At 55.2% G+C, this 14286-nt stretch carries 13 protein-coding genes; 8 read left to right on the plus strand and 5 right to left on the minus strand.

Features of this window, described 5'->3' with window-relative positions:
* Nucleotides 1–83 precede the first annotated feature (83 nt).
* Entirely contained in the window at nucleotides 84–827 is a 744-nt protein-coding gene (locus ACFFK0_RS28455) for a metallophosphoesterase family protein (protein WP_377474407.1), read from the minus strand.
* A gap of 94 nt (nucleotides 828–921) precedes the next feature.
* On the opposite strand from ACFFK0_RS28455, the gene ACFFK0_RS28460 reads away from it, so the two are divergent.
* Together ACFFK0_RS28460 and ACFFK0_RS28465 are read left to right on the plus strand one after the other, a co-directional pair.
* On the plus strand, nucleotides 922–2385 hold the full coding sequence (locus ACFFK0_RS28460) for a CapA family protein (protein ID WP_377474409.1): 1464 nt from the start codon (nucleotides 922–924) through the stop codon (nucleotides 2383–2385).
* An 8-nt stretch (nucleotides 2386–2393) separates the two neighbouring features.
* On the plus strand, nucleotides 2394–3023 hold the full coding sequence (locus ACFFK0_RS28465; RefSeq protein ID WP_377474461.1) for a fumarylacetoacetate hydrolase family protein: 630 nt from the start codon (nucleotides 2394–2396) through the stop codon (nucleotides 3021–3023).
* Nucleotides 3024–3138: 115 nt separating this feature from the next.
* Here ACFFK0_RS28465 and ACFFK0_RS28470 read toward each other — a convergent pair whose 3' ends face one another.
* The gene (locus ACFFK0_RS28470; RefSeq protein WP_377474411.1) at nucleotides 3139–3795 is read right to left on the minus strand and encodes a TetR/AcrR family transcriptional regulator; all 657 of its coding nucleotides are present in this window, start codon (nucleotides 3793–3795) and stop codon (nucleotides 3139–3141) included.
* 213 nt (nucleotides 3796–4008) lie between these two features.
* Between ACFFK0_RS28470 and ACFFK0_RS28475 the strand changes: the two genes are divergently transcribed.
* The 4 genes from ACFFK0_RS28475 to ACFFK0_RS28490 all read left to right on the plus strand — a co-directional run bounded on the left by ACFFK0_RS28475 (nucleotide 4009) and on the right by ACFFK0_RS28490 (nucleotide 7514).
* The gene (locus tag ACFFK0_RS28475) at nucleotides 4009–4824 is read left to right on the plus strand and encodes an SDR family NAD(P)-dependent oxidoreductase (RefSeq protein WP_377474413.1); all 816 of its coding nucleotides are present in this window, start codon (nucleotides 4009–4011) and stop codon (nucleotides 4822–4824) included.
* A gap of 212 nt (nucleotides 4825–5036) precedes the next feature.
* Complete coding sequence (locus tag ACFFK0_RS28480) at nucleotides 5037–6233, plus strand: sensor histidine kinase (protein WP_377474415.1); 1197 nt, start codon at nucleotides 5037–5039, stop codon at nucleotides 6231–6233.
* Nucleotides 6234–6257: 24 nt separating this feature from the next.
* A complete protein-coding gene (locus tag ACFFK0_RS28485; protein ID WP_377474417.1) occupies nucleotides 6258–6929 on the plus strand; it encodes a response regulator in 672 nt (223 codons plus the stop codon).
* Nucleotides 6930–7091: 162 nt separating this feature from the next.
* Nucleotides 7092–7514, plus strand: coding sequence for a DoxX family protein (locus ACFFK0_RS28490; RefSeq protein WP_377474419.1), 423 nt, complete (start codon nucleotides 7092–7094; stop codon nucleotides 7512–7514).
* A gap of 108 nt (nucleotides 7515–7622) precedes the next feature.
* On the opposite strand, the gene ACFFK0_RS28495 is transcribed toward ACFFK0_RS28490, so the two are convergent.
* Together ACFFK0_RS28495 and ACFFK0_RS28500 are read right to left on the minus strand one after the other, a co-directional pair.
* Complete coding sequence (locus ACFFK0_RS28495) at nucleotides 7623–8030, minus strand: hypothetical protein (protein ID WP_377474421.1); 408 nt, start codon at nucleotides 8028–8030, stop codon at nucleotides 7623–7625.
* 149 nt (nucleotides 8031–8179) lie between these two features.
* Entirely contained in the window at nucleotides 8180–9358 is a 1179-nt protein-coding gene (locus ACFFK0_RS28500) for an HD domain-containing phosphohydrolase (RefSeq protein WP_377474423.1), read from the minus strand.
* A 213-nt stretch (nucleotides 9359–9571) separates the two neighbouring features.
* Between ACFFK0_RS28500 and ACFFK0_RS28505 the strand changes: the two genes are divergently transcribed.
* On the plus strand, nucleotides 9572–10456 hold the full coding sequence (locus tag ACFFK0_RS28505) for a DUF92 domain-containing protein (RefSeq protein ID WP_377474425.1): 885 nt from the start codon (nucleotides 9572–9574) through the stop codon (nucleotides 10454–10456).
* Between the two features lie 222 nt (nucleotides 10457–10678).
* A complete protein-coding gene (locus tag ACFFK0_RS28510; protein ID WP_377474427.1) occupies nucleotides 10679–11401 on the plus strand; it encodes a YebC/PmpR family DNA-binding transcriptional regulator in 723 nt (240 codons plus the stop codon).
* Nucleotides 11402–11819: 418 nt separating this feature from the next.
* On the opposite strand, the gene ACFFK0_RS28515 is transcribed toward ACFFK0_RS28510, so the two are convergent.
* Nucleotides 11820–14219 (minus strand): beta-propeller domain-containing protein, encoded by a 2400-nt coding sequence (locus ACFFK0_RS28515; RefSeq protein ID WP_377474429.1) that lies wholly within the window; start codon nucleotides 14217–14219, stop codon nucleotides 11820–11822.
* Between the last annotated feature and the right edge of the window lie 67 nt (nucleotides 14220–14286).

Consider the following 14286-nt stretch of genomic DNA (forward strand, 5'->3'; position numbering starts at 1 on the left):
AAACTCCCCTTGGTAGACAGGTTTTATTATTTCACCTGTCTACCTAATGGGGAGCATATCAATCGGCGGATGGCTTTTTTCGTTTATTTATGGCTGATGGCCGTACGGATTTCCGCAATGAACCGTTCCTGTCCCGGCATGGGCATGCCGGATTGCTGCGCGGCCAGAACGGCTTGTTCTATGTCGTAAGGCACGCGGACATGCTGTACCGAGATCGGCGCAGGCAAGTCGCCGGGCGTTCCTTCGATAATGACATAGCTCGGCATCGGTATCCCGTCATACGGAACTCCGACGGAGCCGACGTTCCAAAGCGTTAACCCGCGCGATTTGAACGTCTGCATGTAAGGCGTGTGAACATCGCCGTAGAGCACGATGTCCGGCGTGCGGCCGTCTTCCGGCGTCCCGGTGCGGGGCGTATTGGCGAACAAGCCGAGCTTCGCTTCCTTCGGATCTTTGCGTTTCACGCGGATGTAGACGCTTTCGGGCGAGGCATGGAACATGCGGATCAGCTTGCCGCTCATCAGGAGATCATAGGAAAACGGCAGCTCGGCGAGATACCGGATGCGTTCGGCTCCGATTTGCTCCTGCTGCCATGCGTCATTCGGGTTGTTCTGCTCTGCGCCGATGCCGTCGTCCCAATTGCCTTGCAGGACGATTTCGCACTTGTCCCGAACGCGATCGATACACGCCACGGGCTGAGGGCCTTTGCCGACGAGATCGCCGAGGCAGACAATACGCTTGATGCGCCGTTTGGCGATGTCTTTCAGGACGGCGTCAAGAGCGGTAAGATTGCTATGGATATCTGAAATTATTGCTATTTTTTCCAATTAGGTTTCGCCTCTTTTCGCCACGTGCGTTTTCGGGTAAAATTTTTGGTAGTTTATCAATTGATATCCATGATTTTATCATAAGGGGACGACTATGATCCAATCGAGGCAAGAGCGTCATCGTGGGCGAAAGAAGAAGGGCGGCGTCAAATGGGTGCTGCTGGCGGCCGCGCTGTCGGCGGGAGCGGTTGTAACGGCGGCGTCGGTATGGCTGCCTGGCGTAATGACCGAAGGCGGTACGGGAATTGCGCAGCCGCCTGCAGCGAGCGGAAACGGCGGCAAATCGGCTGCATCGACCGGGAGCGCCGCGGAAAGCGCCGGTCAGAAGGGGGCTTCCGGTTCGGGGACGGCGAATGTGACCGGAGGCACGGCGAAGCCGTCCGCCGGCAAGCCGGGGACGGCGGAAGCGGCGGAAGGGCCGGCTCAGCAGCCGGAAAGTTCAGGCGATGGCGGGGCGAAGGTGCGGATGTCGTTTGTCGGCGATATTTTGCTGGCTGACGGGGTGGAGAAGCTCATGCAGCAGTACGGCTACTCGTACCCGTACAGCGCGATGGGGACGCTGCTCAGCGACCCGGATTTGACGATCGCCAATTTGGAGGCCCCCTTCACGGAGCGGGGAACGAAGCAGACGAAGGAGTATGTGTACAGGGCTCCGCCAAAAGCGCTGCCCGCCCTGAAAGCGGCAGGGATCGACATCCTGAATACGGCTAATAATCATATAATGGATTACGGCAGCGAGGGGCTGCTCGATACGCTCTCGTACTTGGACCAGGAGGGCGTTCCGCATATCGGGACCGGCCGCAATCTGGAGGAAGCGCTCAAGCCCGTGATCGTGACGAAGCAGGGGATCCGCATCGCATTCCTCGGCTTCAGCCGGGTCGTCCCGAACAATTCGTGGAAGGCGGGCGCGAAAAATGCCGGCGTAGCCGATACTTACAACCATGTCGTGCCCGTAGAGACGATCAAGAAGGCGAAGGAGCAGGCCGATCTCGTCGTCGTCATCGCCCATTGGGGGACGGAACGCAAGGATACGCCCGACCCGGTCCAGCGCGATCTCGCGCACCGGTATATCGATGCCGGCGCCGATCTGATCGTCGCGAGCCATCCGCATGTGCTGCAGGGCATTGAGTCGTACAAGGGCAAGTGGATTGCATACAGCTTGGGTAATTTTATTTTTACAACAAATGATAATCCCCGTACATGGGAGACGATGGTGCTTCAGGCGGAATGCTCGAAGAGCGGATCGTGCTCGCTCAAATCCGTTCCGGTGCTGACCAAATGGGCGAAGCCGGAGCCTATGCTCGGCGAAGACGGCGCAAAGCTGCTGGAGCGGGTGTCGAAGGTATCGTTCCGCTCGCGTATTAACGCAGACGGGACGATTGTAGAGGATGCGTCCATTGCGGGACCTTCCCTTGCTCCGCCGCCCGCCATACCGGCCATTGGGGGGCAGAAAGCTTCGGGTTCGTCAACGCAGTCGGCGCCGAAGCCGAACTCGGCACCGGCACCCGCTAGTGAATCGAACAAGAGCGATACTACTAAACCGAAAAATGAGGGTTAAAAATGAACATGAGCGATATGATTCGGAATGTATACTGTGTCGGCCGAAATTACGGACTGCACGCTGCGGAGCTGGGCAACGCAGTGCCGGAGTCGCCGATGATTTTTACGAAACCGACTTACGCGATCGTTCCGATGGACGGCGGTGCGATTGAACTGCCGGGAGGACAGGGCGAGCTGCACTTCGAGACGGAGCTTGTTCTTCACGTCGGCAAGGCGTATCGTCCCGGCGCATCGGTCGACGAGCTGGTGGACCGGATGACGCTGGGGATTGATTTCACGCTGCGCGACGTACAGAGCGAAATCAAGAAGAAGGGCTATCCGTGGCTCCCGGCCAAGGGGTTCCTGCGCTCCGCGCCGATCGGGGCGTGGCGACCGTTCCCGGGAACGGCGGCCGTGGAGGCCGGCGATTTCACGCTGCGCCGCAACGGCTCCGTCGCCCAGCATGGCCGCCCGGCCGATATGATTTTCGGCTTGCAGACGCTGGTTGATTTTATCGGGACGCATTTCGGTCTTGGCGAGGGCGATGTGATCTTCACCGGCACGCCGGCCGGCGTAGCGGCAGTGAATGACGGAGATGCGTTTGAGCTGCTGTGGGGCGAGGAGCCGGTAGGAGCGTTCAGAGCGGCGCTGCGCTAAAGTAAGCCCGGATTGTGAACATAGGACCGGTTCGTTTCAGATGATCCTGAAATGAACCGGTTTTTTGCTGTTTCGGTATAACTAGAGACGATCCGAAAGCTCCATCTCGATGTGGCTACTCTCCAAATACCGAGTGAACAATCATAGCAACCGTCCGATCATACAACCGAACGATTTCCTCTTGATCACCGATTTGTCCAGTGAGATACAGGTGAATCACACCATGCAAGGGCGCCCAAATCAACCGGACGGTCTCCAGCGTTTTCCGCTCATCGAGCGATTCTTGTTCTCCGCTTGCCCCAGCTACGAGTTCGGATACCTGGCCGAGTGCGGTCCTCATGCCCTGCAGGCTATCTTCATCCGGTTTGAATTCGGCAAACGATCCGCCGAACATCACTTGATAAAAGCTGCTGTGTTCTTGGCTGAACTGCCAATAAGCATGAGCGAGGAGGCGCATATCGGCTGCCGGGTCGCCGCTTAGCGGAACCGATTCGAATGTACGGGACAGTAGGTGGCAGCCTTCAAGGTAGAGGTGCTTGGCAAGTCCCTCTTTACCGGTAAACAGACTGTAAATAATTTTGGTCGAGCATTCCATTTTGTCCGCAACACGGCGTACGGTTACAGCCTCGGGGCCATGCTCCTGCAGCAATGCGGCCGCCGCCTGAACGACGCTACGACGTAAGTGGTCGGTATGCTGCAGCTTAGCTTCTTGTAAAGTCTGGGCGGTGGTCGTTAGGCCTTTTCCTGCTGATGGTGAAAGGGGAACGTTCATCTATCTTCATCCTCAACCTGAAATTGTGTTTTCTTCTGGAAACACTGTTTCTACATGTATTCTACTTCGATTCGCGGAAAAAGGTCAAATAGGCAGGTAAACCAAAGGCTTCCTTTTGCCCGTTGACAGCTGCTATAGAATGGATTACATTGTTATAAAAAGGAAACACTGTTACCAATAAAAATTGACGTTTCCGGTAAGGATGGGATATCAATGGCTAAATCGCAATCATGGAGTGGAGAATGGGCTCTTATTACAGGCGCTTCTTCCGGAATCGGGCAATCCTTTGCCCATGAACTTGCTTCTCGGGGGATGCATCTCGTGCTGGTTGCCCGTTCATCACAAAAATTAATAATGCTGGCAGAACAGCTTGAACGGGATTACCGGATCAAAGCTGAAGCGATTACGGCTGATTTATCGCTTATAGAGGCTCCAAGGCACATATACGACGAATGCAGGAAACGTGGCATTAGAGTTGACATGCTGATTAATAACGCGGGGTTCGCCACTCATGGGAGGTTTGAACAGGTGGACGGGGTGAGGCAGCAGGAGGAGATTATACTGAACGTACTGGCCGTGATGAATATGTCACATCTGTTTTTGCCGGGAATGCTGCAGCGGCACAGCGGTACGGTGATCAATGTGTCGTCGACTGCCGCTTTTCAGCCTGACCCTTATATGGCGGTGTATGGGGCTACGAAGTCATTTGTGCTATCCTTTACGGAGGCTTTGTATGAAGAAAACCGCGATCGAGGCGTCCGGTTTCTAGCCTTATGTCCTGGCGCTACGGAGACGGCGTTTTTTGATGTGGTCAATGCAAAGGAGGCTTCGGTAGGCCGCAGAGATACGCCCGAACATGTCGTTCAAGCTGCGCTGAGGGCGCTGGAGTCGGGTCGTACTTATGTGGTACCCGGCTGGCAAAATTACTCGCTGGCGCAATTGTCCCGTTTCCTGCCGCGCAAACGGTTGTTGGGCATTGTCGGGAACTTGCTGCGTCCGCGCCGCCAAGACGAAATTGTGCGTAACTAAGAATAGAAGTGAAGCCAATCATGCAGGAGTGAGCCCTTCTGGCAGAGTGAAACGGGAGCTGCAGTTTGCTGCTCCTGTTTCTCGTGTTTCGAAGGGGCTAAACGTCTCGATTTCCGATTCTTCGGGACGTATCATAAAGCTACCTGATGATATTCAGCGCCTCGAATAAAGATATATGCTAATATATGGATTATGGTGAGGTGAAGTCATGCATGATTCATAGGAATGAAAATATGAAAATGAGCCCTTTTTCATGGAAACTGATTTTCGGCTTCAAGTTCATCCTCGATGTCGCGTTAACCGGTGTGTTTTATTTTCAGCATTCGATAGCGTCTTTCTGGAGACCGGGCCTTGTTCTGATTTCGCTGCTGATATTTCTATCGATCAATTACTTTTATCTCAACAGGAAGAAACGGCCGAATTGGCTTCTACACGTCCTCCTTCTCGATTTCCTGATATCCGCTGCTCATGGCTATGTTCTCTTCAGTGGAGATTTTCCCAATCATTTATTCATTGGCATCACCGCCTTGGCCATTCTCATGGTAATCAAGGGCACCCGAATGCTGATTGCGGCCTGCCTATTGCTGCTTACCGTGTACATTGTCACGATGGGCAGTCTGGATTGGTATTTATATCATGAACTCCATATTCCAGGCTATTTTATTTCCTGTTCATTTATCCTATTCGCGGGTATCGTGAGCGCTGTAATCCAGCATTATCAACGCGCACGCGAGAATGCGATGCAGTTATACGCTATGCTGTTGCAGTCTCATGAGCAGCTGCAGGCATATGCGCGCCAAACGGAAGAGTGGGCCGCGACCAGGGAAAGGGTGCGCATTGCGCGGGATATTCACGATACGGTCGGACATAAATTAACGGCACTATTGGTTCAGATGCAACTGGCCCGCAAGTTGAGTGGATCGGACTCCTTGCGCAGTCAGCAAATCTATCTGGAATGCGAGGAGTTAATCCGATCGTCCCTACAGGAGGTTCGGCTGTCGGTAAGGGCCATTCGTGATGAGCCTGCGGAGGCTGCTTCCTTGTTTGAAAGCCTAGAGAAGCTGTGTGCGGAGTTTACCAGATTCACCGGCGTACAAACCGCTGTTGAAAGTAATGGAATCCCCGCCGCACTTCCCCGCAATCTTCAGTTAACCGCTTATCGCATCGTCCAGGAATGTCTTACCAATGCACAGAAACACGGACATGCCAAAAATGTGAACGTTACATTAGCCTATTCGGAGCACGCATTTTCGCTCAGCATACGGAATGACGGTGATATTCCCGACGAACTGAAACCGGGCTTTGGTCTAATCGGTTTGGAGGAAAGAGTAAGGGAGTTGAATGGAGAGGTTCGATTTGTTTTGGATCGGAACGAGGGATTTGCGGTCCAAGGCGCATTTCCTATTTAGCGGTGGGAGGGAGCGTGTCCATCATTGAAAATTCTGATCGTAGATGACCAGCGGCTTATGAGAGAGGGGCTGGCCGCCCTCATCAGTCTTGAACCGGGGATGGAAGTGGTTGGGACGGCAGTTGACGGGAGAGATGCCTATGCCAAAGCGCTGGAATGGCGGCCGGACGTGGTGCTGATGGATATCCGAATGCCAGGAATGGACGGTGTGGATGGAACCCAATTGATATTAAAGCATTTACCCGAGACCAAGATCCTGATTCTGACGACCTTCGATGATGCAGAGTTAATTGTGCGTGCCTTGGAAAAAGGCGTCCATGGTTATTTGCTGAAGGATATGCCATCCGAGGCGATAGTCAGTGCGATTCAAACCGTCTATAACGGTGGAACGGTACTTCAATCCGATATAACGGCCTTGCTGCTGAAGGAATTGAAAACAAGGCCGGATTGGACCATGGATAAACCAAAACTTCTCAGCATAAACGAACCCGCCGCCTTGGAGGGTCTGACTGCACGTGAGAAAGAAATCCTCACTCTGTTGGGTCAGGGATTCAATAATAAAGAAATGGCAGACAATCTGTTCATCACAGAAGGCACAGTCAAAAACCACGTTTCGAGCCTCATCGCCAAGCTTGGTTTGCGAGACAGAACACAGGCTGCACTCTTTTCAGTCCGTTATCAAGCCTACATCCAATAAGGGCATGACTTTTGGCATAGAGCATGATTTCCGTCACGCTTTAGCGATCAAATGTTCTGCCCTTTCTTTGTGAATCCATGACTTTTTGCAGCTTCGCCCGTGTTCGATATCAACTACAATCTAATTACAGCAAAAGCAAAAAAAGAACAGGGAGCTGTTAGGATGAAAAAAGTCAAAATCATGTATTGGATCGTTACGGTATGCACGCTCATCGGCTTCGCAATCAGCGCCTTCAACGAGATTGCCCATTCGCCCAAAACGTTCACGCAAACGACCGAGCTGCTAGGTTACCCGGCGTACTTCTTGACTCTTCTAGGGGTGGCCAAAATCTTAGGTATCCTTGTTCTGCTGGTCCCCAAATATTACAGGCTGAAGGAATGGGCTTATGCCGGCTTTACGATTGACTGTATTTCCGCCTTTTGGTCCCAAATGGCTGTCGGTAATCCCATGGGAAGTATACAGTCTGTTGTGGTCATAACTTTTGTATTGCTCTCCTATTATCTGCTGCTGAGAATGGAGCGAGGCTTGAACAAAAGCGTTGAGCACGGCGGGATCATGACCGGCGCGCAGCAAAAAGTCGTCTGAACGATGTTGGGAATCGGTTGAATTGTGTAAGGGTTACGCTGACGGATACGCCAGCAAAATAAATAAGCCGGCCTGGTTGGCCGGCTTATGCATCATGGTATGGAGAAGTTATTCATCATGTTCCCGTTCGCAAATGACTTCAGTGAACAAATTCAACGGAAACAGAGTAGGAACTTCTTTCCCCGGTATCTTAATGAACTCGACAAAATCTTTTCCGACTCGGATTAATTTTCCGCGCAGTTCGCCGATATCTTCAGCGGTTGCAGTTAAATCAAATGGTTTCGTTGCTTTAACGCGTTCATTCAGGACGATGAAGAAGGATGTTTGGAAATCTACTGCTGTCGATCCCACTGTAAATGAGGACGAGGTGACGTTGGAGAGTTTGCCCGTCGTTTTCGTTAACTGCGGAAATCCCGGTTGGAACACGGTTACCGTACTACCCGCAATCGGTTGCAGGCGTTGAACCAGCGTAATATTCTGAGGGGCTGGGCAGCCTTGAATGTCGATGTCGCTCAAAAGATATCCTCCTATAATTTGGGTGATTGACACTTAATTTTATGCAGATCGTGAGAATATGTTTGGGCGGACTCCCAGGTGGCATCGCTTTGGGTAACGAAAAAAACCGCCCACGAGGGCGGTGTACGGTCTATCGAAACTATATTTGCCTATTCGCCGTTCAGCACCGAATCCGAATACAGCTCGCGAACCTCGAGAATTTTCGGCAGCTGCTCCATGAACGCGTCGACGACGCGCGGATCGAAATGCTCGCCGCGTTCTTCCTTGAACAAATTCAGGATGCGGTCAAGCTCCCAGGCTTTCTTGTAGACGCGGTCGCTGCCGAGTGCGTCGAACACGTCGGCGATCGCGGTAATGCGGCCGAAAATATGGATGTCTTCACCTTTCAGGCCGCGCGGGTAGCCGCGTCCGTTCCATTTTTCATGATGCTCGTAGGCGACGGTAGCGGCGGTTCTCAGGATGCGGCGGTGCGAATTTTTGAGAAGGTTGTAGCCGATGTCCGTGTGCGTCTTCATGACTTCGAACTCTTCCTCCGTCAGCTTGCCGGGCTTCTTCAGCACCTCGTCGGGAATCGCGACCTTGCCGATGTCATGCATCGGAGACGCCATCTTGAGCAAGTCCGCTTCATCCTGCGACATGCCGAGACCGAGCGCGATCAAGTAGGAGTACTCCGCGACGCGCTTGACGTGGTTGCCGGTTTCCTTCGAACGGCTCTCGCCGATTTCGCCCATCGTAAAAATAATTTCCTTCTGCGTCTCCTCGATTTCATTCGTCAGCAGCGCCGATTCAAGCGATTTGCCGGCGTAGGAGGCGGCCAGCGTCAAATATTCCATGTCTTTCTCGGAAAATTGCTGGCTCGGCGTCATTTTGTTAATGGCCTGGTACGCTCCCATAATTTCGCCTTCGCTGTTGCGGAACGGGATCACCATGATGGCGCGGGTGTGGTAGCCGGTTTTTTTATCGGTGGCGATCGCCCCGGTTTCGAGGAATTCGCGGTATTCTTCATTCGTGTAGGCGTCGTCGATGAACACGGCTTGATCGTTCGTTACCGCGTGTCCGACCAAGCCGTGGTGGCTCGGTATGCGCAGCTCGCTGATCCCGTGCGCCACGCGCGTCCACAGCTCGTTCTTTTTCGAGTCGAGCAGCCAGACGGTACAGCGGTCGCAGACGATCATTTCGCGCCCCATATCGGCCATCAGCATCAAGACCCGGTCCAGGAGACGCTCGTTGGCGATTTTGGCGGCATAATCAAAAATAACGCGCAGCATTTCCTCAGGCTGCAAATCCCGCTTCACTCTTTCGAATTCTAATCCATAAGTCTCATGCATGGCTGCTCAACTCCTCGTCCGTTTCAGGGCAGAACTGGTACATCCTATATTCCTCATTAATGCGAAAACTTCCTGCTTTTTGGGGCCTATGGGTGTAATTTTATGTCGATTTCACTCGACGGAACGGAGGGCGGCAGATGTGGTACAATGGATCCAAATGGAATGCTTCGCCGGCAGCGGCCGGTCGGAGGCGATTGAAGGAGGAGCGGACAGTTGGCTTGGTTGATCGGTTTGGCGGGCAGCGGATTGATTGCGGGACTGGCCTATTGGCGGCGTTCTCTTTCCGGATCGGGCGCTGCAGCCGCCATCATTGTCGGAACGCTGCTGTACGGTTTGGGGAGCGCAGCCTGGTTCGGCACGCTGATCGCGTTCTTTGTGACGTCGACGCTGCTGTCCAAGTGGAAGCGCAAAGCGAAGGCCGCGGCAGAGGGCGGCTACGAGAAGAGCGGCCGCCGCGACGCCGGGCAGGTGCTCGCGAACGGCGGCATCGCCGCGCTGCTCTGCGCGGCCTATGCTTTGGCCGGGAACGCCGAATGGCTGTGGTGGGCGTTCATCGGCGTTATGGCCACGGTCAATGCGGACACGTGGGCGACGGAGATCGGCGGCTTCAGCCGTACGCCGCCGATCTCGATCCGCACCGGGAAGCGCGTCGCTTCCGGTGTGTCCGGCGGCGTGACCGGGCTCGGTCTCGCCGCAACGGCAGCGGGCGCCGCGTTCATCGGCGCCGCTGCATGGGCGCTCGCGGGCTGGAGCGTGAGCGTCGGCGGCACAGTGCCGGGCCCGGCAGCCGGCTTGGCCGGCGCTGCCGGGGCTCTGGCGGAGGCCGCCCCGTTCACGCTCGCCGCGCTCGCGAAGCTGGCGCTCGTTGCGCTGATCGCCGGCTCGGCGGGGGCGCTCGCCGATTCGTGGCTTGGCGCAACATGGCAGTCGATGCGGCGCTGCACCGTGTGCGGCCGCGAGGTGGAACGGCGGCAGCATTGCGGCCGCCCCGCGGAGCCGCTGCGCGGACTGCCGTGGATGAACAACGATGCCGTCAATTTGATCAGCTCGGTCGTTGGAGGCGGGGTAGGGGTTTTGCTAGGTGTTGCGATAGGGTAACGGTATGGCGAGCATAAGCACACGCATGACAGGGCAGCACAGTTAAGCGAAGTAAACGGCCGCCGGCGCTTTCCGCTCATCATTGCCCCGGAAATCATAACTCTGCAATTCTACTAATATGAGGATCGTCTCCAAAACAGGCGCCGCGCTTGTCCAGACAGCGTCATTTTGAATATAATGATATAAGGGAAATCAAGCTTATGAATAGAAAGTTGGTACAGCATGGGACGTAAGTGGAACAATATTAAAGAGAAGAAAGCATCGAAGGACGCCAATACGAGCCGGGTCTATGCCAAGTTCGGCATCGAAATTTATGTTGCGGCCAAGAAGGGCGAGCCTGATCCGGAGTCGAATCAGGCGCTGAAGTTCGTCCTGGAACGCGCCAAGACGTACAACGTACCGAGAGCGATCATCGACCGTGCAATTGAGAAAGCGAAAGGAAACTCCGAGGAAAGCTATTCGGAGCTCCGTTATGAGGGCTTCGGGCCGAACGGCTCCATGATCATCGTCGATACGCTGACCAATAATGTGAACCGGACCGCTGCGGACGTGCGTTCGGCGTTTACGAAGTGCGGCGGCAACATGGGGGTCAGCGGATCTGTCGCGTACATGTTCAATGCGACTGCCGTCGTCGGACTCGAAGGCAAAACCTCCGATGAGGTGCTGGAGCTGCTAATGGAGGCGGACTTGGACGTTCGGGATATTGCCGAAGAAGACGAGGCGGTTATCATTTACGCCGAGCCGGACCAGCTGTACGCCGTACAAACTGCGCTCAAGCAAGCAGGTGTTGCGGAATTTACCGTCGCCGAACAGACGATGCTCGCTCAAAATTACGTGACGCTCTCGGGCGACGATCTGGCCAAGTTTGAGAAGCTGATCGACATGCTGGAAGATTTGGAAGATGTTCAGCGCGTGTATCACAATGTGGAATTCGAAGACGAGTAAGCTCTCTTCATACCTTGCAACAAGGCTGCCGCGAATATACCGGGCGGCCTTTTTGTCTTACGAGGAGCTATACGGGAGGAGGGCTGCTGCGCGAACGTTGGACCATGCACGGAAGAAGTTTCATTTTAGCTGACAGGGGGCTCTCTCGTGGATATCAAACAAGCAACCTTGACGATGCAAGCCTTCTCCTACAGTTGTTTAAGGACGTTGTCATGGACTTGCGCGGCAGAGGCGTTGATCAGTGGAATGAACGGTATATGAGCGATATGTATTTATCCGAAAGGGAGAGCTCTACTTTCCGCGGCGCGATATTCCTTTTGTATGTTTTGAAAAGATTCTCATAAGCGAATGAAGTGGCGATAGCATTCCCCAAAATTGAGGCAGCTGCAGATGTTCTACCATCCGCAGCTGCCGTCAATCAGTGCCTTACATATCCGAGCTCGGTCAAAGTATCGAGCCGGTTCGCCTTCACGGATCCGTCGGAGACCGTATACAGCGTATCGCCGATATACAGGGCGCGGCGCACCGCATGCAGCGGGTCATACCCGTCATAGCCGGCCTTAAGCTGGTCTTGCTCGGTCATATGGGTGATGCCGCCCTTCCACTGAAAGCCCCGGTTGAGGTCCAGACTGTACACATAAGCTCCTTGGAAGGTTAGGTTGCCGTACGCATGCGGATCCTTGGCGCCGCCGCCGTCCGCTTTCACTTCCCGCACGGCGACGGGGAAGGCGAGCAGTCCCCGTTCCTTATCGAACAGAAGCGCTTTGTGGTCGCGGAGCAGATCGGATTCCGTGCCGCGGTCCCCGATGCCCGTCTTGAACAGCTCGATCGGGTTGCCGACGTCCGAGACGTCGAACAGCGACAGCTTCATGCCTTGGTAAAGCGCGTTGCCGTAGCTGTCCAGCACAGTGTCTTTGCCGAAGCCGATCAGATGCGTTTCATCGTACGGGTGCAAATAATCGCTGTAGCCGGGAATTTTGAGCGCGCCGAGAACTGCCGGCGATCGCGGGTTCGACACATCAATGACGAACAGCGGATCGACCTGCTTGAAGGTGACGAGATAGGCGCGGCCGCCCATGAAGCGGGCCGAGTATATGCGCTCCCCGGGGGCAAGGCGCTCCAGCCTGCCGATCGTCTGCATCGACTGATCCAACGTATACAGGGCGTTGCCTTCGGACTGTGTAGTTGCGATCCGGAACACATCGTCATATTCGTCCATGGAGAACTGGTTCAGCGGTGAGCCGGGCACGTCGCCCTTCGCCACGAAGCTGACCCGGCCGTTGTCGAGCTTAAACCGATATACGGTTGTCGTTTGCTCAGCGCGAACTACGGCTATGGATGGTTGATCCACAGCCGCTTCCGGCTGCAGCCAGCGCTGCCGGGTTTGCGTGACATATAACGATTGGCTGGACATATACACATTCTGACCGCTTCCAAGGTAAGAGGAAAGCGTCATCGGAGCGTCCGGGGCGGTCATATCGAAGCCGCCGATCAACAGAACATTAGGCTCGACCTGTCCCGGAAAATAGCGCAGCTTCGGCAGCTCCACCTGCCGCCATTCCGATCCGGAAACCGCCGAGTCCTTGTAGGCAGGCCCGAGGAGCTCTTTCGCATTGTAAACATATTTGTTCGCTGCCATATAGATGAAATTGCCGATTTTGCGGGTGGCGACGGCATCCCCCTCCAGCTCGACGCTGCGGACGATCGTCGGTTTGGCGCGATTCTCGATATTCACAACGATGGCCTTCGTAGTACTTCGCGCGGCTCGAAGGGGCATTATTTTTTTGCCTTCAAAAATAATGCCGGGGCTCGACTCGGCGCGAACAGCAGGGGCGGCCGTATCCGTTTGCGGAGACGGAGTGTCCTGCGGAAGCTGGTCGGAAGGGAGGCTTCTATAGCTGCGTCCAACGACGACAAGCCGGTCACCGTCTACGTAAAGCTCGCTGGGCGTAAATTGTTCATCGCTGAAATTCATCGTCCCTACGGCAGCAAGCTGCTCCGCCGGTGCCGCGCGTAGGATTTTCAATTGCTGCCTGCTGAGTTGATACAAGTACGAGCCGTCCGTCTTGACGATATCGCCTTCGTCCACGCCTTCGACCTGCACGTTGGTCCGGGAGTAATTGGCCGAGCCCGCAGCGGCCCCTGCCGAACCGCCGGCCGCGGTATCGGCCGCAGCTTGCGGCGCAGCGGCTCCTGCGGCCGGAACGGGGGCTGGCGCACTCTCCGTGACGGCGGATTTCATGATTCCAACCGCACTGCTACCGTTAACCGCAGCGTTATCGAGCAGTTCCTTCAGCTTCGCCTCCGTACCTACAGCCGGGAGCCCCGTCCATTCCTGCTCGACGACGACGGCGCCCTTTACCGCATCCCACCGGACGATATGCCCGAGCGCCTCGGCGAAAGGACGCAGCGGCACATACATCGAGGCTTCGTAAATGTATGGCGAATATGGCAGCGGCACCTTGCGCCCGTTCACCTCCATGGCCGATTCCCCGAGTCTCATCACAAGCCGGGTATCGCCGGCAGAAGCCGCAATGGCCGCCGCTGGCTGTTCGCCCTCGAGCTTCTCCACCTTAACGCCGAGCTTCTCCGCAAGCGGGACAACCGGAACGAATAACGCACCGTTCACCATTGCCGCCGCGGGCGCGAATTCGGCTTCTTTGCCGTTCACCCATACCGGAAGCCCCGGTTCGATCGCGGGTGCGGTTTCCGCTGCTGCGGCAACCGTCCGCACCGCGGGAAGCTCCGTCCCCGTGCAGCCTGCCATCGGAGCCAGCATCGCCGCGGCTCCGAGCCAAAACACAAACAGCCGTCTCATTTCACCAAATCCCCCTTAAAGTGGCATTTGGTGAAACAGACGGCTGTTCGAATACGAATGTTGCAGA

It is taken from the genome of Paenibacillus chartarius, from assembly GCF_042432825.1.
In the GTDB taxonomy this organism is placed as follows: Bacteria; Bacillota; Bacilli; order Paenibacillales; family NBRC-103111; genus Gordoniibacillus; species Gordoniibacillus chartarius.